18 protein-coding genes, 4 tRNA genes and 1 pseudogene are annotated in these 23,406 nt (G+C 45.6%); 14 read left to right on the forward strand and 9 right to left on the reverse strand.

Translation table 11 applies throughout. The annotated features are described in order from the left end of the window. The first annotated feature begins 104 nt into the window (after positions 1-104). Positions 105-1,766 (forward strand): energy-dependent translational throttle protein EttA, encoded by a 1,662-nt coding sequence (gene ettA, locus JO943_RS07475; RefSeq protein WP_004776096.1) that lies wholly within the window; start codon positions 105-107, stop codon positions 1,764-1,766. Between the two features lie 101 nt (positions 1,767-1,867). Here ettA and JO943_RS07480 read toward each other — a convergent pair whose 3' ends face one another. Further along, the gene (locus JO943_RS07480) at positions 1,868-2,560 is read right to left on the reverse strand and encodes a hypothetical protein (RefSeq protein WP_005282638.1); all 693 of its coding nucleotides are present in this window, start codon (positions 2,558-2,560) and stop codon (positions 1,868-1,870) included. Between the two features lie 147 nt (positions 2,561-2,707). On the opposite strand from JO943_RS07480, the gene JO943_RS07485 reads away from it, so the two are divergent. From JO943_RS07485 to JO943_RS07515, 7 genes are all read left to right on the forward strand, one after another. Next, the gene (locus JO943_RS07485; protein WP_202740423.1) at positions 2,708-3,106 is read left to right on the forward strand and encodes a cation efflux protein, CzcI-like; all 399 of its coding nucleotides are present in this window, start codon (positions 2,708-2,710) and stop codon (positions 3,104-3,106) included. A 238-nt stretch (positions 3,107-3,344) separates the two neighbouring features. Then, on the forward strand, positions 3,345-3,521 hold the full coding sequence (locus JO943_RS07490; protein WP_171062152.1) for a hypothetical protein: 177 nt from the start codon (positions 3,345-3,347) through the stop codon (positions 3,519-3,521). Between the two features lie 180 nt (positions 3,522-3,701). After that, on the forward strand, positions 3,702-4,100 hold the full coding sequence (locus JO943_RS07495; protein WP_202740424.1) for a cation efflux protein, CzcI-like: 399 nt from the start codon (positions 3,702-3,704) through the stop codon (positions 4,098-4,100). Between the two features lie 53 nt (positions 4,101-4,153). Continuing rightward, positions 4,154-5,575: a TolC family protein gene (locus tag JO943_RS07500; protein WP_202740425.1), complete on the forward strand. Its 1,422-nt coding sequence runs from the start codon at positions 4,154-4,156 to the stop codon at positions 5,573-5,575. Continuing rightward, entirely contained in the window at positions 5,575-6,801 is a 1,227-nt protein-coding gene (locus JO943_RS07505; RefSeq protein WP_005227696.1) for an efflux RND transporter periplasmic adaptor subunit, read from the forward strand. Before JO943_RS07500 ends, JO943_RS07505 begins: the two co-directional genes overlap by 1 nt. Further along, a complete protein-coding gene (locus JO943_RS07510; RefSeq protein ID WP_005227695.1) occupies positions 6,791-9,940 on the forward strand; it encodes an efflux RND transporter permease subunit in 3,150 nt (1,049 codons plus the stop codon). The genes JO943_RS07505 and JO943_RS07510 overlap by 11 nt, the downstream gene beginning before the upstream one ends. 266 nt (positions 9,941-10,206) lie before the next feature. Then, positions 10,207-11,151 (forward strand): cation diffusion facilitator family transporter, encoded by a 945-nt coding sequence (locus tag JO943_RS07515; protein WP_202740426.1) that lies wholly within the window; start codon positions 10,207-10,209, stop codon positions 11,149-11,151. A 30-nt stretch (positions 11,152-11,181) separates the two neighbouring features. Here the strand turns inward: JO943_RS07515 and JO943_RS07520 are convergent, their stop codons facing one another. Then, the gene (locus tag JO943_RS07520; protein WP_005227693.1) at positions 11,182-11,520 is read right to left on the reverse strand and encodes a hypothetical protein; all 339 of its coding nucleotides are present in this window, start codon (positions 11,518-11,520) and stop codon (positions 11,182-11,184) included. A gap of 230 nt (positions 11,521-11,750) precedes the next feature. Here JO943_RS07520 and JO943_RS07525 point away from each other — a divergent pair, with 230 nt between their 5' ends. Then, the gene (locus JO943_RS07525; RefSeq protein WP_202740427.1) at positions 11,751-13,370 is read left to right on the forward strand and encodes a hypothetical protein; all 1,620 of its coding nucleotides are present in this window, start codon (positions 11,751-11,753) and stop codon (positions 13,368-13,370) included. 172 nt (positions 13,371-13,542) lie between these two features. Then, positions 13,543-14,496, forward strand: a complete 954-nt coding sequence (locus tag JO943_RS07530) for a hypothetical protein (protein ID WP_005282654.1) — start codon at positions 13,543-13,545, stop codon at positions 14,494-14,496. Between the two features lie 38 nt (positions 14,497-14,534). Here the strand turns inward: JO943_RS07530 and JO943_RS07535 are convergent. From JO943_RS07535 to JO943_RS07565, 7 genes are all read right to left on the reverse strand, one after another. Next, a tRNA-Glu gene (locus tag JO943_RS07535) sits at positions 14,535-14,610 on the reverse strand. A gap of 97 nt (positions 14,611-14,707) precedes the next feature. Continuing rightward, positions 14,708-14,783: transfer RNA gene (locus tag JO943_RS07540), tRNA-Glu, on the reverse strand. 210 nt (positions 14,784-14,993) lie between these two features. Then, positions 14,994-16,400: an amino acid permease gene (locus JO943_RS07545; protein WP_005227689.1), complete on the reverse strand. Its 1,407-nt coding sequence runs from the start codon at positions 16,398-16,400 to the stop codon at positions 14,994-14,996. A gap of 111 nt (positions 16,401-16,511) precedes the next feature. Continuing rightward, a tRNA-Glu gene (locus JO943_RS07550) sits at positions 16,512-16,587 on the reverse strand. Between the two features lie 62 nt (positions 16,588-16,649). After that, positions 16,650-16,725, reverse strand: a tRNA-Ala gene (locus JO943_RS07555). Positions 16,726-16,783: 58 nt separating this feature from the next. Further along, positions 16,784-18,292 (reverse strand): glutamate--tRNA ligase, encoded by a 1,509-nt coding sequence (gene gltX, locus JO943_RS07560; protein WP_202740428.1) that lies wholly within the window; start codon positions 18,290-18,292, stop codon positions 16,784-16,786. A gap of 104 nt (positions 18,293-18,396) precedes the next feature. Then, positions 18,397-18,702, reverse strand: a complete 306-nt coding sequence (locus tag JO943_RS07565) for a hypothetical protein (RefSeq protein WP_005227687.1) — start codon at positions 18,700-18,702, stop codon at positions 18,397-18,399. Between the two features lie 404 nt (positions 18,703-19,106). Between JO943_RS07565 and JO943_RS07570 the strand changes: the two genes are divergently transcribed. The 4 genes and pseudogenes from JO943_RS07570 to ftsI all read left to right on the forward strand — a co-directional run bounded on the left by JO943_RS07570 (position 19,107) and on the right by ftsI (position 23,405). Next, positions 19,107-20,102 carry a sulfate ABC transporter substrate-binding protein gene (locus tag JO943_RS07570; protein WP_009506617.1) on the forward strand — a complete coding sequence of 332 codons (996 nt, stop codon included), beginning with the start codon at positions 19,107-19,109 and terminating at the stop codon, positions 20,100-20,102. Between the two features lie 197 nt (positions 20,103-20,299). Continuing rightward, positions 20,300-21,220: a 16S rRNA (cytosine(1402)-N(4))-methyltransferase RsmH gene (rsmH, locus tag JO943_RS07575; RefSeq protein WP_005227683.1), complete on the forward strand. Its 921-nt coding sequence runs from the start codon at positions 20,300-20,302 to the stop codon at positions 21,218-21,220. Positions 21,221-21,222: 2 nt separating this feature from the next. Next, positions 21,223-21,561 carry a cell division protein FtsL gene (locus tag JO943_RS07580; RefSeq protein ID WP_202740429.1) on the forward strand — a complete coding sequence of 113 codons (339 nt, stop codon included), beginning with the start codon at positions 21,223-21,225 and terminating at the stop codon, positions 21,559-21,561. Between the two features lie 10 nt (positions 21,562-21,571). After that, a pseudogene (gene ftsI / locus JO943_RS07585) lies at positions 21,572-23,405 on the forward strand (penicillin-binding protein PBP3). Position 23,406: the final 1 nt, after the last annotated feature.

Here is a 23,406-nt window from a genome sequence, read left to right on the forward strand (position 1 = left end):
CAAATGTCAACTTAACTTCAAGTCAAGGGGGTTTCAGCGTATAATATGCCAGATATTTTTTCGCTTATTTGCGATGTACTGGTTTTTCAATTGAGGAGTCCTGCGTGGCCCAATATATTTATACGATGAACCGAGTGTCTAAAATGGTTCCGCCGAAGCGCGAAATCTTAAAAGACATCTCTTTATCATTTTTCCCAGGCGCAAAGATTGGTGTGCTTGGTTTGAACGGTGCAGGTAAGTCAACCCTTCTCCGTATTATGGCTGGCGTAGATAAAGATTTCTCAGGTGAAGCTCGTGCACAACCAGGAATCAAAATCGGTTACTTAGAACAAGAGCCACCACTTGATCCGACCAAAGACGTTCGTGGTAACGTTGAAGATGGTGTACGTGAAGCACTTGACGCTTTAGAACGTCTTGACCAGGTTTTTGCTGAATATGCTGAACCGGATGCAGATTTTGATGCACTTGCGAAAGAGCAAGAAAAATTGGAATCCATCATCCATGCATGGGATGCACATAACCTCAATAACCAGCTTGAAATTGCTGCGGATGCATTGAACCTTCCAGCATGGGATGCTGATGTATCCTTGCTTTCAGGTGGTGAGCGTCGTCGCGTTGCATTGTGCCGTTTATTGCTTTCCAAGCCAGACATGTTGCTTCTCGACGAACCGACCAACCATTTGGATGCTGAATCAGTATCTTGGTTAGAACGTTTCTTGAAAGACTTCCCTGGCACCATCGTTGCGATTACGCATGACCGTTATTTCTTGGATAACGTGGCTGAGTGGATTCTTGAACTTGACCGTGGACATGGTATTCCTTACCAAGGTAACTATTCTTCTTGGTTGGAACAAAAGAATGCCCGTCTAGAGCAGGAACAGAAACAAGAAGAATCTTTTGCTAAAGCATTGAAAAAAGAACTTGAATGGGTTCGTTCAAATGCCAAAGGCCAGCAAAAGAAAAACAAAGCGCGTATGGAACGTTTTGAAGAGCTTAACTCTAAAGAATTCCAACAACGTAATGAAACCTCTGAAATCTACATTCCACCTGGCCCACGTCTGGGTAACAAGGTTGTGGAAGTGGAAGGGATCAGTAAATCATTCGATGGTCGCTTACTCTATGAAAACCTGACGTTCACTGTTCCGCCTACAGCGATCGTGGGTATCGTTGGTCCAAACGGTGCGGGTAAAACTACCTTATTCCGTATGATGACGGGCGAACAGCAACCGGATACCGGTACTGTGACTTTAGGTGAGTCGGTTAAAGTGGCTTACGTAGGTCAGATTCGTGACACCTTGGATAACAACAAAACCGTTTGGGAAGAAGTTTCTGGCGGTTTAGATATCCTTAAAATCGGTGATTACGAAATTGCATCACGTGCTTATATCGGTCGCTTTAACTTTAAAGGCCAAGATCAGCAAAAACGTGTAGGCGAATTGTCGGGTGGTGAGCGTAACCGTTTACAACTTGCCAAGATATTGCAGATGGGCGCAAACGTGATCTTACTGGATGAGCCATCGAACGACTTGGATATCGAAACTTTACGTGCACTTGAGGATGCCATTCTGGTATTCCCAGGTACCGTCATGGTGGTATCGCATGACCGTTGGTTCCTTGACCGTATTGCAACGCACATCTTGTCGTTTGAGAACGAACAGCCAGAATTCTACACAGGTAACTATGCAGAATACGAAGCTTACCGTCAGTCACGTTTAGGTGATGATGCATCTCAAAAACGCACCAAATACAAAAAAATTACCGGTTAATTTCGGGTAAAGCAAAAAACCAGCCTTCGGGCTGGTTTTTTTTATGTTCATTAAAAGTTGAGTGGATCAGCAGGGCATATAAAAAAGCCAATACTCGACGTTTAATTATTAAATTCACCACGTAAATCGGCCCACATCAATGATGGAACCACTGTAATCACATCGAAAGTCATGGCAAATGGATACAGCACCATTCGGGTGGCTTTTTTCACAGGATGCTTTTTGGTAATTTTATTTTCCTGTTGCAGGATAATTGGATAAGGCTGCGCTAAGGTTTTCTGGATCTTGCGTGCTTCCGGTGCCTGATAGAGCTGGCCTTTAAAGAAAATATTGATATACGGATAAGGCGCGGTTTGCTGGTTATAAATGGTATTGAAATTCTGTCTAAAGCCCAGGGATTTTAACAGGTCCTTTTGTGTGTCATTCAAATCGACCATTCGCGTGTTATAGCGAATCTGTAACACACCCTGAAAATGACTTGGATCATCCATGGTCAGTACCAATGGGGAAGGGCTGGTCAGACTGCGTTGATCTGCTGGAATTGCATGTAGCAGTTTGGATAGCTCTGCGCTTCCGTCGGTCATTAAATAACTGAAATCTTTACCTACAAATACAATACCTTGTGCCTGCTGGTTTTGAACAGCTTGTCCTATGGCAATGATTTGATCTTTTGCTAAAGTCACTGTTTCGGTTCTTGTGGTTTCGTTCGGAAGTGCCTGTGACAGCAATGTCGTGGCACAGCCACTCAAATTTAGACAGGCGATTGCGATGAGGGCGGAACATAGTTTATGCATGGCAGGAACTCAAATCTGAAATTCATTTTTCTAAAGAAAAAACTTTTTTAAATCAGTCATAAATTGACCAAAAATTGTTTTGTAATTTTATTACATCGGCATCGCTTGCTATAGTGACTTTATGCAATTTACTGTAATGGTGCGCTGTTGCAACGTCCGATCGTTTTTATGACCCTGTTGTTAAGCTTGTTCATGTTCCAAGGTTTCTGGAATGTGGCAGCGGCTTTCTGCGCGCATGAAAAGTCGGGCCAATACAGTGAGCTTAAGCATTTTGGGCACCATACCCCTGAAAAGCGTCATGTTTCTGCAACGCATTCAGCTTCTGCTGTTAAAGCGGATACGGATGTCGCCGCCTCTTTAAACTTGCAAGATCATCATGATCATTTACCGTCCTGTTCCTACGTGATGGTGATGCAAACACAGCAGCAGTGGCATGCTCCTGTTGTACGGATCCATGAAATCGAACACCACTATGACTGGTCTAATGCTTACCAGTCCCCGCATTTATCCGGCTTAAACCCGCCTCCGATATTGACCTCGCTATAAGTGAGGTAGCCTAAAAATAACTCACTGGAAATATATCTATTTCAATGGGTTATTTGTCCTTAATCAAACGCTTGGCAAATTTGAACTTGCCTCGATAAATCGTAGTTTCTTGGGTTCTTCAGAATTTTTAAAACAGCAGTTTGGAATCAGGCGTTTATTGAAGATGAATTCACCCACACTCCATTTCTTAATGCTGGAAATGGAATATGAATCAACAGATTTAAATCAGGTGAATGTTATGTCTTTTAAATTAAATACAGTGCTATGTTTTTTGGTTTTATTCGTTTCAGCAAGCTGGGCCAATGCCGATGGTGGTTTGATTTTTCTGGAAAAGAATCTTAACTCTCAGCAACAGGCCAAGGCCAAGCTTGAACAGACCCTTGAGCACAAGCCACATCAGCAAAAGTGTAAATAGGTTAGTTTAAACCGGAGGGAAACGGCTGAATGAGCAGGGCCGTTTCCTGTTTTAAACCTTTATTGTAGTCTGCTTTGATCTTAAGCTGGGATTTTGTAGCGAAATCCAGACATGTAATTTTATTACATCTGCTTTACTTGCTATAGTTCATCCGAGCAATTTTTGTCTAAAGAGTAAACTTTGCATCGTTCCGCGATTTTCATCACCGTCTTGCTGAGTTTGTTCATGTTTCAGGGTTTCTGGAATGTGGCGGCCGCTTTTTGTGCGCATGAAAAGTCAGGCGAGTATAGTTCACTCAATCATTTTGGACATCACGTTCCAGAAAAGTCCCAAGTTTCTGCTCAGCCTGTCATTGCGGTCGATCAGGACGCTTCTGATTTACCCATGCCCTTAAGTCTGCAGGATCATCATGATCACTTGCCTTCCTGTTTTCATGTGGTGGTGACCGAAGCCCAGCAACAACTGGATCAACCAGTTTTAAGAATGCATCAGGCAGAACAAAAATATTACTGGTCCAACTCCTACCAATCCCCCCATCTCTCTGGATTAAATCCGCCCCCTGTATTGACCCCGCTATAGGTGGGGTAGCCGAAAAATAGCCCACCGCAACCTTATTATTTGCGGGGCTTTATATGTCTTTAAATTTAAATCAGCGTATCCATGCATTTCAGAACAATGCATCAAATCCTCATACGCATCCATCGTCATTGAAATGGTCGGCCTTGGCAATTGCGCTAACGGCTGTGCTTTTTAGTCAAGCTGTAGCAGCAGAGTCCTTGCTAGATGCAAATCATGCTTCGACCCAAGCGCTGCAACGGCAGCTAAATTTTGAACAAATCCTGCAAGATGTGAAACAGCATCAGGCCGGTATCGGTGTCTGGCAAACCCAGCAAAGCATTGCCGAAGCCAATGTGAAACAGGCTGGTTTATGGACAAATCCAAGTGTTTCGATTCAGCAAACCGAGTTCCGCTCAGGTAAAGATAAAGAACTGGAATTTGGTCTTTCACAAAAACTCGATGTGTTTGGTGAACGCCGTGCGGCAGTGAAACTGGCTGATGTACAGGCGACTCAGGTCGGTCTTAATCAAGCCTTATACGATGCTCAACTTGAACTCGCGGTGAAATATCTGTGGTCGCAAGTGGTGGTTCTTGAGCTAGAGCACGACGTGGTTCAGGCACAATTAAAAACCAGTCAGGCGACCCTGGATGCGACACGCTTACGACTCAAGGCAGGCAGTATTGCGCAGGTCGATCTAGACCGCACCCTGATGGCACATATTGAAAATCAGCGTTTATTCCAGCAAACCGAACTGGCGCTGGCGACAGCAAAACGGCAACTGGCTAATTTGTGGGGCAGTACGGACAACCGCTTCTCTGCGCAGGCAAGCAATGTCTGGCCGCAGCAACAGGATTTGCAAAGCTATATGCAGAATAATTTATTCGAGCGCGCGATCCAGCTCGATATTGCACGGCAAAAGGCCAATATTGACTATTTAAAGGTGTCGAATCGCCCGAATCCGACCGTTAATTTAGGCATGGTGCAAAGTAAAACAGCAGACACCAACTCGACTGACAACAAGTTACGGGTAGGTATCGAGATTCCGTTAAATATTTTTAATCGTCAGCAGTATTCATTACGCATTGCCAATGCCAAACAAGATTTGCTGGTTAAGCAGCAACAGTTCTATAAGCAGCAAAACCTAAATGCAATCCAGACTTTAAGCGCAGAGTTGGCAGGATTGAAACAACAGTTCGATTTAGTCAATCAGCGCCAGATTCCATTGTCTGAAACCGTGCAAGAGAAAATGCTGCTTGGTTTTAAGGTCGGTAAATATGCCATTACCGATGTGCAGCAAGCCACCATGCAATTGCAAGAGCAACGTTTAAACAAGGTCCAGCTTTTGAAAAGTGCATGGCAGAAACAGATTGAGGCAGAGAGCCTGGCACTGGGAATTGAGCCGAGTATGGTGAGTTCAAGTGATGCCTTAAACCAGATCAATCAGACCCTGTGGAAAGAGACCAATAACCTTCCCGCTGTTGTAGGAGCAGAATAATGTCGACGAATCAATCTAAGAAACAGTGGTTTTGGGTCATCCTTGTTGTGGTGGCTGGTCTGATATTGAGTGCATTGCTCTTTTTTACAGGGAAAAACAAAACCAGTCGTGATGCTGCTACGGCTGATAGCCATGGCGAAGAAGGACATGCTGAAGATGAAGCTGGTCATGGCAGTGAAACTGAGGAAGGCAGTTTAAACCTGACGCCAAAACAGATGGCGGAATACGGCGTGAAACTGGCTCAGGTAGGTGTCGGAGAAGTATCGCAGCAATATGCCTATCCTGCCAAGCTGGTACCGAATACCGATCAACAAGCGCATGTGTCTGCAACTTTTGCCGGACGGGTGGAAAGTGTCAATGCGGCACTGGGCGAGCAAGTGAAGAAGGGGCAGGTACTTGCTACCCTGTTTATTCCGGATCTGGTCGATCAACAAGCCAATTTAAGTATTGCACAGGAAGCCTTGACTCTGGCGCAGCAAGATTATCAGCGCGAAAAGCAACTCTGGGAACAGGGCGTATCTGCACGTCAGGATTATCAGCGGGCTTATAATGCATATCGTCAGGCCCAGATTCAGGTGCAAGCCGCACGCAGCCGTTTATCTGCTTTAGGTGCATCTACAGGGAGTCAGGGGCGCTATGTGCTGACCGCACCATTAAGCGGGATCGTGAGTCTGAAAGATATCGTGGTGGGCGAGCAGATTACCCCGGATAAACAATTATTCGTGATTGATCAGCTGGATCAGCTCTGGATTGAATTTATCTTACCAAGTGTCAATAACATCAATGTCCAGCCGGATCAGCAGATCGAGTTTAAGTCGCTGCAAACCAGCAACACCTTTAAGGCGCAAATTCAGACCTTAACCACAGCGGCCGATACCCAAACTGGTCGTTTGCAAGTACGTGCCAAAGTCCTGACACCGGCTAAGGAACTGCGACCTAACTTGATGGTCAATGTGCTGTTAGAAGGCACAGACAAGCAACCTGTGCTGCGCGTTGCCAAAGCGGCGATTCAGCAGATTGAAGGCAAAGCCACGGTTTTTGTAGCCAAGCAAGAAAAAGATCAATTGCATTTCACCCCTGCACCAGTCCAGCTGGGCAATTACTCCAGTGATGGACAGTGGGTGGAAATCCGGTCTGGTCTGACTGAAAAACAGCAGTATGTCAGTCAGGGCAGTTTCCTTCTGAAATCCGAGATGGAGAAGGGAGAGGCTGAACATGGACACTAAGGAGAATGTAGGGCTTCCCCCAGCGGAAGGCCTGTTTGACCGTATTATTCAATTTTCCATTCGTAATGCGATTTGGGTGATGCTGTTTGTGGTGGCCTGGATTGGGGTCGGGATTTATAGCTACCAGAAGCTTTCGATTGATGCCGTCCCCGACATTACCAATGTTCAGGTGCAAATTAACAGTCAGGCAGGGGGATTCACGGCCCCTGAAGTTGAGCAACGGATTACCTATCCAATTGAAAATGCCATGTCGGGTATTCCGAATCTGGAGCAAACCCGCTCAATTTCCCGTTATGGCCTGTCACAGGTTACGGTGATTTTTAAAGATGGCACTGATATCTACTGGGCGCGTCAGCTGATCAACCAGCGTTTACAGGAAGCCAAGAGTGCTTTGCCTGATGATATTGATCCGCAAATGTCACCGATCTCCACAGGTTTGGGTGAGATCTATCAATGGGTGATCAAGGCTGAACCGAATGCTAAAAAGGCAGATGGCACGCCGTATCAAGCCATGGACCTGCGTGAAATTCAGGACTGGATTGTTCGTCCTCAATTGCAACGTGTGCCCGGTGTCGCCGAAATCAACAGCATTGGGGGGTATAACAAGACCTATGTGGTTGCTCCGGATCTGAAACGTTTGCAACAACTGCAAATTCCGTTAACTGACTTGCAAACGGTATTATCTGAAAACAATGAAAATCGTGGTGCGGGTTTTATTGAAGAAAATGGACAGCAACTGACGGTTCGTATTCCGGGGATGCTCAAGACCGTACAGGATATTGAAAATATTACGGTCAGTACCAAAAACAGTTTACCGATCCGGGTGGCCGATGTGGCAACGGTTTCGATTGGACATGATCTCAGAACCGGTGGTGCCACCTATAACGGTGAAGAAACGGTACTGGGGATCGCCATGATGATGATGGGCGAGAACAGTAAATCTATCGCTCAGGCCTTAGATAGCAGGATGCAGGAAATCAAACGCTCATTGCCAGAAGGTGTAGTGGTTGAAACGGTGTATAACCGGAGTGATCTGGTGGATAAAGCCATTAAGACGGTGGCCAAAAACCTGATTGAAGGCGCAATTCTGGTGATTGTGATCCTGTTTGTGTTCCTCGGCAACTTCCGAGCTGCATTGATTACTGCCTGTATTATTCCGCTGTCGATGCTGTTTACCCTGACAGGAATGGCAGAGCAGAAAATCAGTGCCAACCTGATGAGTCTGGGCGCACTGGATTTCGGGATTATCGTGGATGGTGCGGTGGTGATTGTGGAGAACTGTATCCGGCGGTTGGCCGAAGCACAGCATCATAAAGGACGATTACTGACCCGTTCCGAACGCTTCACCGAAGTATTTCTGGCAGCGAAACAGGCGAGACGTCCGCTGATCTTTGGGCAAATTATCATCATGGTGGTGTACTTGCCGATCTTTGCACTGGCGGGCGTGGAAGCAAAAATGTTCCATCCTATGGCAATGACCGTGGTGCTTGCATTGATTGGTGCCATTATTTTATCGGTGACTTTTGTTCCGGCAGCGGTGGCATTGTTTGTCACAGGTGAGGTGAAGGAAAAGGAAAGTCGCTGGATGGCGGCCCTGAAACGCAATTATGAGGCACTCCTTGATCGAGCGTATGCCTTCCGATATGTCGTACTGGCAGGTGCTGTGACAATTTTAATGTTAACGGCTGCGATTGGTACGCGTGTCGGGAGTGAATTTGCACCTCAGCTCAGTGAAGGCGATTTTGCGTTGCAGTTGATGCGTGCGCCAAGTACCGGGATTGAGGAATCACTCAAGATTCAGGAAAGTGTTGAAAAACAGCTTATGGCAGAATTTCCTGAAATCAAGGCGATCTTTGCCCGTACCGGGACTGCTGAAGTGGCAACCGATGTCATGCCACCGAATATTTCCGATGCAGTGGTACTGTTAAAGCCTCGTGATCAATGGCCGGATAAATCGGAAACTATCGACGAGCTTCGAACTAAAATGTTGGCCTACGTTGAAAAGATCCCAGGGAATAACAGTGAATTTTCTCAACCGATTGAACTCCGTTTCAATGAGCTGATCTCAGGTGTGCGTAGTGATATTGGGGTCAAGATCTTTGGTGATGATATGCAGGTGCTGAACCAAGAGGCTGAGAAAGCTGCTCAAACCCTGAGAACCATTCCGGGGGCCAGCGAAGTTAAAGTCGAACAGACCGATGGCTTACCGTTACTCAATGTCGATATCGACCATGCACTGGCTGCGCAATATGGCTTATCGGTCAAATCCATTCAGGATCTGGTGGCTGCCAGTATTGGTGGTCAAAGTGTTGGACAGATTTTGCAAGGTGACCGTCGATTTGATTTTGTGGTGCGTTTGGATGATGTCATGCGTACGCCACAGCAATTGGCCATGTTGCCGATTCAATTGCCGAATGGCGGTCTGATCAAACTGCAAGATGTGGCAAAAGTGGAGAATATCTTAGGTCTGGCACAGGTCAGCCGTGAAAATGGCAAGCGCCGTGTGGTGGTGACGACCAACGTACGTGACCGTGATCTGGGCTCATTCGTGGCTGAGATGCAGCAGAAACTGGCACAGCAAAAATTACCAAGCGGTTATTGGCTCGGCTATGGCGGTCAGTTTGAAAATCTGGCTTCAGCCAAAGCCAGAATGCAAATTGTTGTTCCACTGGCATTGCTGATGATCTTTATTCTGCTAATGGCAGTGTTCAATAACTTTAAAGAGAGCTTGCTGGTGTTTAGTGGTGTGCCATTTGCCCTGTCCGGTGGTTTGGTCGCGCTGTGGTTACGTGATATTCCCTTGTCCATGTCGGCAGGTGTGGGCTTTATTGCCCTGTCGGGTGTTGCGGTATTGAATGGTCTGGTGATGCTGAGCTTTATCAAAGAGTTGAGAGAACAATTTGATATTCATTATGCCACTTGGCATGGCGCGGTATTACGCTTGCGTCCGGTACTGATGACGGCCTGTGTCGCATCGCTGGGCTTTATTCCCATGGCCATTGCCACAGGTACAGGCGCGGAAGTACAGCGTCCACTGGCGACGGTGGTAATTGGCGGGATTATTTCTTCGACCTTGCTGACCTTGCTGATTTTGCCGGTAGTTTATCGCTGGATGAATGAAAAGTCCTCTGAACAATAATCAGGCATTTACCAGTGAGGGGGATTGGATTTACTTACTTTTGAAGGATCAAAAGTAACAAAAATCCTTTGTCGGTCTGACGGCACTTCCATGATGCCGCAGACCAACAGGCGGCATCCATGCCGCCGCCACGATCGTAAATGTAGGTTAGAGGTCGGATAGCGAAAGATTTTAGGACAATTCGTTGCACTTCACTCATCATATTCATCGATGATTTGAGATAGTGTAGAAAGAAAGTTGAATTTTAAAATTATAAGGAGTCCAACATGAGTGGACATCAAGGGCATGATCATAGTCATGCAGTCGTTACCGAAGGCAATGCCAAAAAACTTACGATTGCGTTGGTATTGACCACAACATTTCTGATTGTTGAATTTGTTGCCGGTTTAATTACCCAAAGTTTGGCCTTATTGTCTGATGCAGCGCATATGTTTACCGACGCCGCAGCACTGGCCATTGCATTGGTTGCGATCCAGATTGCCAAACGTCCAGCAGATAATAAGCGAACCTTTGGTTATCAACGCTTTGAAATTCTGGCGGCATTGTTTAATGCCTCCATGCTGTTTTTTGTGGCGATGTATATTCTTTACGAAGCTTATCAACGCTTTACCCAGCCGCCTGAAATCCAGAGTTTGGGGATGTTGATCGTAGCTTCAATCGGTCTGGTGATTAACCTGATCTCGATGAAGATTTTAATGTCGAGTGCTGCTGAAAGCCTGAATATGAAAGGCGCATATTTAGAAGTATTGAGCGATGCCTTGGGTTCGGTCGGTGTGATTATTGGTGCGGTGATTATTTATTTCACCAACTGGTACTGGGTTGATACCATTATTGCGGTTGCAATCGGTTTCTGGGTCTTGCCAAGAACGTGGATTTTACTCAAGCAAAGCATCAATATCCTGTTGGAAGGTGTGCCTGAAGAAGTTGATATCGAGAAACTACGCAATGACTTGCTGGCACTCGATGGTGTGGAAAGCATTCACCAGTTGAAAGTCTGGGCGATTACCTCCAAGAATATTCATCTGACGGTCCATCTGTTTGCACCCAAGGCGGATCGTAATCAGTTGCATCGGACGGCCACAGAAATGCTGTCACATGAACATGGTATTGCCGAAGTGACCTTGCAAATTGAAGATGATGCAGAGATGAACTGCCAGCATACGCATCAACATGCTGACAATGAAGCACATGACCATTCACATCAGCATTAAGCTGATGTGAATCTTACTGTTGTTACCGGATTAATTCTGCCATTCGTGATTGCAGTCACGGCATTTCCAATGTTTTTGCGCTTGCATAAACGCCTGCATTGAAATTTTGAAATCAGGCAGATCACGCCAGAATAAAACTCCTGCAATCACACAGACTGCAAAAACCACAACTGTCGCGATTTGCAGGCTTTGTCCGGCACCATTACCGAAAATCCACATGCCAATACTGATCAGCACCAAAAACAATAAAATAAAAATTGCAGGCACTAAAAGCACCAGACTTTTTGGCACGTTAGGGCGAGGGCTGTTGGTACCCTGGCTGACAGGCATAATTTTCACGCTTTGACATTTAGGGCAGCGGTATTGCATAAGGATTTCCTATAGTGTTTTGGCTATTTTAGCGAAAATTATGCAAAAGCAAAAATGCTGAGCGATTCAAATACATAACTTTACTTATTTATGAGTTTATAGCCCTCCACTAGCCGCAGTGATGAGCTTTGAAAATGTGAGACTACAGCTCGTCTAAAGCTATTCGCAAAAGCAGAGGCAGTCATGCTAATTTGCAGGATGAGTTGGCTGAATAATGCGAAAGGATACGCATGTTACCCACCAAAATTTTAAAGTTACGTTTATCTCGCATTCACAAGGGAAAACAGCATCTGTCCACACAAGATCAATTGATGCTGGTAACTTCGGAAAACCCGGATCTGAGTGCTAATTTTTTATTGCGGCTTTTTAAATTAACTTTGCCCCAGCAATGGCAATTTCATCATGAGAATGATGAAGATATTCTCTATGCTACCCAATTGATTCAGCTGATTGAAGATGAGTTTATTGCTGCCTATAGCACGCATGCACGCAAATATGGCTGGTATGAGCAATGCCTGATGTATCAGCTTAACTTTGTCGTCCCGCAACCGACCCAACAGCAAATCAATGGCTATTTACGCCAGCTGGAGCAATGCCTCGATCAGCAACCTAAAATTGAGCTACTCCATTATTTTCAGCAGTATTCTCCTTGTGCATTGCATGCCAATGCGCTGGCCAAAGCATATGCTGGTGCCGGCCACTATACCCAGGCGATTGAGTATTTTGAATGGGCCGCAGCACAATCATCTCAATTTAATGAAGTGGCTTTTTATGCCTATATTGAATGTTTACTCAAGCGCCATCAGCCCGAATATCAACCTCAGGTCAGTGATATCGAATATGCGCTTGATTTACTCATACGCTATCAGAAACCGATTGATCAAAAAGCCTATCGCATTATCTTGCGGCAGGCGGTGAGCTTGCTGCTACCAGAATCCATTCTCGATACGCGTGCAACAGCAACCAGTGTAATGGCTGATGCCGGGCGGAGTCTAAATGCTTTGGGTAAAACACTGAATAGCTTATGGGGTGGGCGGGAGCATCATCTGCCTTTTAGTCAGGAGGTGATCGCCAGTGCACCACAGCTTTTGACCGAGCAAAGTGCATTGGAAAGACTGGCGCAGTCCGAAGCAATGCAACATGCTTTACAGCGCTGTCTTGCAACACAGCATGCGGGTGTATTGAGCGATGATCCATCTTTACTTCAATCCTTATGGCAAGTGATGCAACACGATCCAGCAATTCTGGAATTATTGGTGCAGCCCGCTCAATATGATCAATTGATTGAGAGGCTTCAGCAGCGCCCATCACAACGCAAAGATGCAACACGTTCTGAAAATATTCAGCTCATTCTGCAACAGGGGTTGATGGCTTATTTGGGCGAGCTACAGTTGGATAAACAGCATCCACAGCGAGATGCCTTATATACCCAGCGTGATCAGGTGGTCACTGAGATGACTGCTTTTGCCAGATGGTTCTATGCCGACATGTTGTTGCCTGATCTTGAGCAACAGATTCAGTTGTTTCAACAGGTCCATGATTTATGTTTGCCATTGAAAGAAACTGCATTGAGTAGCGGACTGTTTGCATTACAGTTTGAAATGCAACAGCGGGTACATGATCTTGCAAGCTGGATGCAGCCCAAACTGGAAAAAGGTAATACTTTTGAACTGATGCAGGTGGCTTGGGTGGCCTTGCGAGAATTACCGAATTTTGAACAGCCATTGGCACAAGAGAAATTACAGCAGATTGAACTGGCATTGGAACAGTATAAGCGTATTCGTTTTAGCCAGATTCAACGCTTACCCTCTGCCGAAGCGGTCGTACCTGCTCGCAAAGACCCTGATTAATTCATGGGACAAGCGCTAAAGAGGGGGTAGAAATAAATTAAAACTGTGCAACAAAAATACGCAAATTGTCTGGTAGAGCGTGATAATCTACAGAAAAACGGCGAATAAGTTCAGCACGCAGATCGTTGCTCATAAGAAGTGAGCCAGTAGCAAAGGGAAGAGGGAGAGCATCTTGAATCGACAAGATGATAAAAAGGCGATGTTCGATATTATGCCGGCAGATACAGAATTCTCTGCTGTGAAACCATCATTATCACGTCGGCTCATTAATAAGACCTTGCAACATGCACAAGATGCAGTGGAATTTGCCAGTGATACCTCACGCAATATTGCCGGTGTGGCGGATGCGGCGCTGGATGCACTGGATCAGGTAACGCATCATACCAAGCGTGGTGTGGAAGGCATGCGCAATACGGTTCGGGACATGGTCTCGGAAACCAGTGAAGCGGCACGTCAGGTGGCTTTGGCAATGGCAAGGGCTTCTTTGGGCAAAAGTAGTCTGACCCTGTATTTGCCGGAAATGCTGCTGAATAACCAGATTCGCAAGCGCATGGATCGCTCTGAAATTGATGATATTAAAATTGAATGCGGCAATGACCGTTTTCATATTGAACTGGATGGGCATTACCGTCGCTTTTTATACCGGCTTTCACTGGAATTTAATGTGTTGGAATGTCGTATCGGTCAGGAAAAATATTTACGCTTACGTCAGGTCGATGAACATCTGGATTTACAGATTCGTCATGGTGGAACCCTGACCAACTGGGCAGCGCGTCGTGTGGGCAATGCCAGTTTTGAACTGATCAATTCCTTACCAATTCCTTTTCTGATTAATCACCTGATTCGTGATGTGCCGGGCATCCAGAAAGAAGGGCATCGCTTATGGTATATCGATCTGGAAGAAGCGGGTTTTATCGACTTCATCAATAACCGCTCATGGATGGTCGATAAACTGCTCAGCCTGACTGATTTTAGTATTTTGCCGGGTTTGAATATCTTGCAGGAAAGTCGTGAACTGGTACAGCAACTGGTGGATCAGTTTGAGATTCGTGGTTTACGCGTGCAATCGGGCCGTCTGGAAGTCCAGGTCGGGATTGGCACGGATTACGAAAATAAAAGCAGATAAGAAAAAAGCCACTGTCAATGCAGTGGCTTTTTAGAATTTGGCGTCCCTACGGGGATTCGAACCCCGGTTACCGCCGTGAAAGGGCGATGTCCTAGGCCTCTAGACGATAGGGACTTATCGGAGGAGATTTACTTACCGAATATGAAACATATCGCGTGTAAGCCTAAATTCTCAGCAAGGATGATTCATCTTTGCTTTTCCTCGAATTTAGTGGCGTCCCTACGGGGATTCGAACCCCGGTTACCGCCGTGAAAGGGCGATGTCCTAGGCCTCTAGACGATAGGGACGTTTCAGAGGTGGGCGTATATTAGGGTGAATCGGGTGGGGTGTCAAACACTTTTCTCAAGAAAAATTAAAAAAACCAAACAAGTGTTTAAAAATAAAACATATCGAGGAATAAATAATCAAAAATAAGCAGTTAAGCTCAAAAATATAAAAAAAGGGTTTTGCTCCAGATATAAAAAATGCAGCTTAAGCTGCATTTTTTATGGAACAAATTATTGGCGATGACGATAGAAAATGTAATGGCTCACATAACATGCGGCAATAAACAGCAAGCAACCAATAAAACCTGCTTGCATTTCCGGATCGGCTGCCATACTTAACCCTGTAATCAAACAGAAGATAAAACCCAAGATTGGGACGATCGGGTAAAGCGGCGCAGCAAATTTTAAATCTTTTGCAGTGTGTCCGGCCTTGTACCATTGACGTCTGAAGTTAAATTGACTCCAGCAGATACTCATCCACACGATCACCATGGTGAAGGCAGCCACCCCAAGTAAATTCTTGAAAATGGTCTCAGGTGCAAAGTGTTCTGATAACAAACCTGGAATTGCACCAAACATGGTGACGACCAGTGCAATGATAGGCGTACCACTCTTTGACAAGCGAGAGAAAACGCTGGGTAGCTGACGCTGATCGGACAAAGACCACATCATACGTGATGCCGCATACAGGCCTGAGTTGGCCGCTGAAAGCAGTGCGGTGATAATCACGAAGCGGATAATATCGTCGGCATAAGGAATACCGATGTAATTGAACACGGTCACGAACGGACTGCTACTCACGCCTTCACCGCCTAAACCTGCCACCTGGAAAGGAAGCAGTGCACTAATCACGATGATGGTACCGACAAAGAAAATCAATAAACGCCAGATCGCGGCATTGATAGCTTTGGGTACATTTTCAGCAGGATCTTTGGTTTCACCTGCTGCCACACCGATTAACTCGGTGCCCGAGAAAGCAAAGTTCACGATCAGCATGGTGGTGAAGATGGGAATTAAGCCTTGCGGGAACCAGCCATGGGCGGTCAGGTTGTGAAATAGCGGTGCCGATTCATAACCATGGAACGGGATCAGACCAAAAATAGCCATCAAGCCTAAAATAATAAAGGCAATCACGGTCACCACTTTGACCAGCGCTAGCCAGAATTCAGATTCTGCAAACATACGGGTTGAGGTTAAATTCAGACCCAGAATGGTAACGGCAAAGATAATGGTCCAGATCCACATGGAAATATGGGGAAACCATTCCTGCATCAGTAGGGCAGCAGCGGTGAACTCGGTCCCTAAGGTCGCAGTCCAGGTGAGCCAGTACACCCAAGAAATCATGTAACCTGTGCCTGGACCAATATATTTTCGAGCGTATGCACCAAAAGATCCAGCAACAGGCATATGTACTGCAAGTTCACCTAGACAGAGCATGACCATATAGGCAATCAGACCGCCGAGAATATAGGCAATAATTGCACCAATCGGTCCGGTTTGCGCGATAACTTCACCAGAACCTAAAAACAGGCCGGTACCAATTGCGCCGCCTAAAGAAAGCATGACTAAATGGCGGGTGCTCATGGCACGCTTTAGCGTTTTGGGTTCTGTATTCGCATTTGAGTTGGAAGATTGCATACGACAATTTGTCCAAGCATAGAGAAGCGGCTATTTTATGGAAAATTCGAAAATGTGCAATCTGCTTGAGGCAAGATTGTAAGAAAAATATAATTATTATCAGACAGAATATGGCGTCCCTACGGGGATTCGAACCCCGGTTACCGCCGTGAAAGGGCGATGTCCTAGGCCTCTAGACGATAGGGACAGATGAGGCAACACACAAAGATTTGAGCATAACTGTGCTTCACGCTTCCTATTCGGAAACGGTGGTGGAGCCAAGCAGGATCGAACTGCTGACCTCTACAATGCCATTGTAGCGCTCTACCAACTGAGCTATGACCCCAGAATGTGTGAGCGCAATATTAGGGGGAATGCGCTCACACGTCAATCATTAAACTGAATTAAGTCTCACTATTTGCATCATTTTTCGGCAATTTTAGGGATTCATTCAATTTTTCCCAGACTTTCAGTTCTTTCTTGCTCGGCGCACCCACAATTTCCAGTGCATGACGTAAGCGGGCAAAGGTCAAATCAGGTCCAAGGGTAACCATGGCCTGCATCACTGGGGTTGAACTGGTTGAACCGGCAATGGCAATAAAGAAAGCCGGCATGAAGTCGCGTAGTTTGACTTCCATCTGGTTGGCCAGATCCATCAGGGTCTGACTGACGGTGTCATTGTTCCAGCTGAACTGGCTTTCTAAACGCCAGATGGCAAACTGTAAACTTTGACGAACCTGTTCTTCGCTCAGTTTTTTGCTTTCGAACTGTTCTTTGCTGATTTGTGGCATATGGTTAAAATAGAAACCTGCCCAGTTCACTGCTTCAGAGAGCAGGTTGATACGCGGTTGAATCGCAGCTGCAATATCTTCAAGGGTTTGACGGTCGCTCTTCCATGCCAGTAAACGGTCTAGCAGTTGTCCCGGTGTCAGGCCTTTAATCCACTGACCGTTGAGCCAGTTGAGTTTCTCCACATCAAAGATCGGACCACCAAGAGAAACACGTTGCACGTCAAAATTCTCAATCATGTCTTTTAAGGTAAAGATTTCACGTTCATCCGGCATTGACCAGCCCATGCGACCCAGATAGTTCAGCAGGGCTTCTGGCAAGACGCCGATGTCACGATAGTAGTTGATTGAGGTTGGGTTTTTACGTTTAGACAGTTTGGATTTATCCGGATTACGCAACAACGGCATATGGCACAGTGTTGGCATGTCCCAACCGAAATATTGATAAAGCAACTGGTGTTTGGGTGCAGAAGGCAACCATTCTTCACCGCGTAATACATGGGTAATTTCCATTAAATGGTCATCTACCACGTTCGCAAGGTGATATGTTGGTAAACCATCGGTTTTTAGCAGGACTTGCATGTCCACTTGCGCCCATGGAATTTCAACTTCACCACGGAGTAGGTCATTGATTTTGCAAATGCCTTCTTCCGGTACTTTCATACGGATAACATGAGGTTCGCCCGCAGCAAGACGACTTTGTACTTCTTCTTGAGATAATTTTAAACCGCGACCGTCATATTTTGGTGTTTCGCCACGTGCCTGTTGTTCTGCACGCATTTGATCTAATTCTTCTGCTGTTGCGAAACAATAAAATGCATGGCCTTTTTCAACCAGCTCAAGCGCATATTGCTTATAAATACCCATCCGTTCTGACTGGCGGTAAGGCGCATGTGGACCACCCACATCAGGGCCTTCAGACCAGTTCAGACCCAGCCAGCGCAAAGAATCCAGAATCATTTTTTCAGATTCTGGTGTAGAGCGAAGCTGGTCGGTATCTTCAATACGTAAAATGAATTCACCGCCATGTTGCTTGGCAAAACATAAATTAAACAACGCGATATAGGCGGTGCCTACATGCGGAAATCCTGTCGGAGAAGGAGCAATACGGGTACGGACTTTCATAAATGATCGGAGGTTAAATTAAAATTGAAACTATTATAACGAAAAAGCCTAGTCACAACAGGACTAGGCTTCATTTAAACATGTGAGGGGCACATATTTAAAAATTATGAGCTATGCGGCTGGAATATGGTTTGAACGAAACGTGAAAAACGCTCATGTTGACTGGCAAAAAAAGTCTGGGTTGGTGTCGTACGAATGGTATTTAACATTTTTAGCTCGTCATCTGTTGACGGTAGCATGCTGGTATTGCGTTTTTGCTGATCCAGTGCTTTGACGATCAAGCTTGAAGAAGATTTATCAAGCGTTTTTATGTTATTGCTTTCTTTAATTGCAGCTGCATGTCCAGCTTGAACAGAACATAGCAAAAATAAACTTATATATACTGTTTTCTTCAATTTTAATGTTGGCATCGCTAACATTCCCCTCTTGAATTTGAGTCTATAAGACTACCAAACTACTATACTATTGCTTTAATAATACGATTTAAACATAAATCTTAATAAAAAAGTAGAACTAAGTCACACTTTTTACAAAAATCTTAAAATTCAACACATCCTTCTCTAGAATTATAGCATTCTGGCTACTTTGTATACACGCGCAATTTAGCAAGCAAATGTGTAGAAAAAGTGGAGAATGATAATTTTTCTCATTTTTGCTTCCAGATGTTGTTTTGGCTGCTTTTTATCCAGTCTATCCATTGCTACCTTAGCTTAAAAACTGAAAAGCAATAAATTTATTGATATAACTACATGATTGTAAATTATTTTTAAATAAATATAGTGATTACAAATGGGGTGGACTGGATCAATAAACAATGAAAACAGTGATTGCAGCAGCATTATTGGCGCTGGGCTTAAATGGGGTGGCGCAAGCCGCGACGACATTTTTAAACGTGTCTTATGACCCGACTCGGGAATTTTATCAGGAATATAATCAGGCCTTTGGTCAATACTGGAAACAACGAACCGGTCAGGAGGTTGATTTTAAACAGTCTCATGGTGGCTCGGGTAAACAGGCACGTTCTGTAATTGATGGCTTGCAAGCCGATGTGGTGACTTTGGCACTGGCAAATGACATTGATGAAATTGCCAATGCCGGCTTAATCCGTAAAGACTGGCAAAAGCAGTTTAAGGATAATTCTGCACCCTATACGTCGACCGTGGTTTTTCTGGTACGTAAAGGTAATCCTAAAAATATTCGCGACTGGAATGATCTGACCAAAGACGGGGTGGAGATCATTACGCCAAATCCAAAAACCGGTGGGGCGCCGCGCTGGATCTACTTGTCGGCTTGGGGCTATGCCTTGAAACAGCCGGGCGGGAATGATGCCAAAGCCCGTGAGCTGGTGAAAAAGCTTTATCAGAATGTCAAAGTCCTGGACTCTGGTGCACGCGGTTCCCTGACCACCTTTGCTGAGCGTGGCATTGGCGATGTATTGCTGTCCTGGGAGAACGAAGCCTTATTGGCAACGCAAGGCTTAGGTAAAGATAAGTTTGACATCGTCTATCCTTCAATTTCGATTCTGGCGGAGCCTTCAGTGGCAATCGTGGATAAAACGGTAGATAAGAATGGTAACCGTCAATTGGCACGTGGCTATTTGAACTTTCTTTATTCGCCGCTCGGTCAGGAACTGGCAGCAAAACATTATTTCCGTCCACGCAATCCTCAGGTGGCGGCCAAATATGCCAAACAATTTCCCAAGATCAAATTATTCAATATAAATGACGTGTTTGGCGGCTGGGCAAAAGCGCAAAAAACGCATTTTGTAAATGGTGCGATTTTTGACCAGATTTATGCGGAAAAACCGTAAATTTGGTCTTCATTCAGATCAACACAAAAGATTGAAAAGCAAATACCCAAGGTGTTTGCTTTTTTATTGCATGAAAAATGACAAGAAAACGGTTTTATCTATGAAAAGTTAAGAATTCTCTACAAAAAGTCGTTTGGTGCTGGCGTAAAACAAGGTGATAATGTGCAGTTACATTTTCAGCTGTTGATTCAATTCTTATGTCGCATATTTCTGTCTTACTTCATGAAACCGTTGATGGCGTATTGGCAGGTCGCGATACTGGTATTTTTGTCGATGCCACCTTTGGTCGTGGTGGACATACCAAGCTTTTATTGTCAAAACTTGATCAGAATGCGCGCGTCTATGCCTTTGATAAAGATCCTCAAGCGCTTGAAGTTGCAGCACAATTAGAACAAGAAGATCCACGCTTTAAAATTATTCATGCCAGCTTTGCCGATCTGCAGGCTGAGCTTGCCAAGATTGGCATTACCGAAGTTGATGGCATTATGGCTGACTTGGGCGTGTCGTCACCACAGCTCGACCAGGCAGAACGTGGTTTCAGTTTTATGCAAAACGGGCCACTGGATATGCGTATGGATAATTCGCAAGGCCCAACTGCGGCAGAATGGCTGCTTGATATTGAAGAAGAAAAACTTGCAAACATTATTTACCAATATGGTGAAGAACGTTATAGCCGCCGTATTGCCAAAGCCATTAAACTGGCAGGCGAAATGACAACAACAGCTCAACTGGCAGAAGTGGTTAAAACAGCACATCCAAAATGGGAAAAGCATAAGCATCCGGCCACACGGACTTTTCAGGCCATCCGGATTGCCATCAATAAAGAACTCGATGATATCGAGACATTCTTGCCGCAAGCGGTTGCCTTGTTAAAACCAACGGCGCAGCTGGCGGTGATTAGCTTCCACTCTTTGGAAGATCGTCTGATCAAGCAATTTATTCAAAAAGAATCGAGTCTGGCCGAAGATTCAGGTTGGGGCATGCCTCAAGCACAGGTTGATACTCGACGTTTAAAGAAAGTTTCTCGTATTCGTGCGAGTGAAGCAGAAGTAAAAGCAAATCCTCGCTCGCGTAGTGCATGGCTACGTGTGGCGGAGCGTTTAGAGCAAAAAGGCTAACAATGAACAACAAGAATGACGACGACGTTTTACCAAGCAGCAGAAAGGGACTGAAAAAAGTCGTTGTATATGCTGTACTCGTTGCATTGGTCTTTACCAGTGCAATGATGGTGGTGTTTCAGGTCTTTGAATATCGTCATGATTATCGTGACTTAAGCGCCTACATGCGCGAACGCGATGATCTGAATGCAGAGTGGGGCCGCTTACTGATCGAGCAGCAAACCTTTGGTGCCACAGCACAGATCGGTTCTCGGGCCGTGACCCAACTGCGTATGTTCTCGCCACCCGCTACGCAAACTGTAGTGATTTCTTTACCTATGACTTCAAAGCAAGATAAATAAGGCATGCTGTATGGCAGATAAAAGAAGCAAACCAATACGAAAAAAACAGCAGTCGATTTCGGAAAGACCAACACTTGCTTTGGACATGTGGCGATTTTATTTGCTGTGGGGCACGGTGCTGCTTTGCTTTGTGGTTCTGGTCGCACGCGCCTTCTATGTGCAAGTGGTCAATAAGGACTTTTTACAAAATAAGGCCAATGCCAATATCTTGCGTACCGAACGTCTTGAGGCGATGCGTGGCGTGATCAGTGATCGTCATGGCGTGCCGTTGGCGATTAGTACCCCGATCATGAAAATCGTGATCGACCCGAGAGATTACTGGGAAACCAAACAACAGTTTGATGAAATTACAGCTGAACTGAAAAAAGATCCGAATAACCGTAAATTAAAACGCCAATTGCCCGATAAAAACCTGAATCTGGATGAACTGGCCGATGCGGTTGGTGTTGATCGTGCAGATTTAAAGAAACAGATGCAGGCACGCCCTCGTTCACGTTATCTGGTACTACAAAAAGAAATTCCACCCCAGCAGGCAGACCTGATTACCAAACGTAATTTTCAGGGCGTTTATGCCGAGAAGAGCTATAAGCGTTACTATCCGCAACCTCAGCCTAATGCACAGATTATCGGCCTGACCAATAGTGAAGGGGTGGGCATCGAAGGTCTGGAAATGCAGCTGAACAAACAGTTGTCGGGTGTCGATGGTGAGCAAAAAATCATTCGGGATAAAAAAGGTAACCGTCTTAAAGTTTCTGAAGTGATTAAAGAAGTCGAATCAGGCGAAAATATTACCCTGAGTATCGACTCGCGTTTGCAATACATCATGTATCGCGAGCTGACCGCAGCAGGTGTGGCCAATAATGCCCGCTCTGCCACCGCAATTGCGGTTGATGTCAAAACCGGTGAAATTCTGGCGATGACCAGTTGGCCGTCTTATAACCCGAATGACAAAAACGGTCTCAGCAACAAAGATGCCATGCGTAACCGTGGTGCGATTGACATGTTTGAGCCAGGCTCGACCATGAAGCCGTTTACCGTGGCCGCAGCCTTGGAAAGTGGTAAATATACACCGTCGACTATTGTCAATACTTCACCAGGTTCAATGCGTTTAGGCTGGCATACTATCCGCGACACGCATAACTACGGAGCCTTAACGGTGTCTGGCGTGATTATTAAGTCGTCAAACGTCGGTTCAGCCAAGATTGCCTTGTCGCTGCCAAAAGATACGGTTCCTTCTTTCTTTAGACGGGCAGGTTTCGGGCAACGTTCAGCAGTCAAGTTCCCGGGTGAAAGTGCGGGTCTGCTCTATTCGGGCAACAAGCTGAATCCCTCCCAGCTTGGTACCATGGCCTATGGTTATGGTCTGAATGCGACCATTTTACAGGTGGCACAAGGCTATGCCATGTTGGCGAACCATGGTGTGCAAATGCCATTGAGCTTGCGCAAACTGGATAAGGCACCTGAAGGCACACAAGTGCTGGCACCTAAAATTGCCGATCAGGTCCTCACCATGCTGGAGCAAGTTACCATGCCGGGCGGTACTGCCAAGCAGGCCGTAATTCCGGGTTACCGTGTCGGGGGTAAAACAGGGACTGCACATAAACTGCGTGCAGACCGTAAAGGCTACTCCAACAGTGAATATCGTGCCTTGTTTGCGGGTGTTGCACCGATCAGTGATCCGCGTCTGGCCATCATTGTGGTGGTTGAAAACCCGCAAGGCCGTTATTACGGTGGTCTGGTCGCTGCCCCTGTGTTTGCACGCATCATGCAGGAATCATTACGTCTCCTGAACGTACCTTTAGATAAACCACTTGATACTTCTATAAAATCCAATCCGTAGGTAGA

Source organism: Acinetobacter sp. 'aerobic (ED)' (genome assembly GCF_904886855.1).
Taxonomy (GTDB): Bacteria; Pseudomonadota; Gammaproteobacteria; order Pseudomonadales; family Moraxellaceae; genus Acinetobacter; species Acinetobacter courvalinii.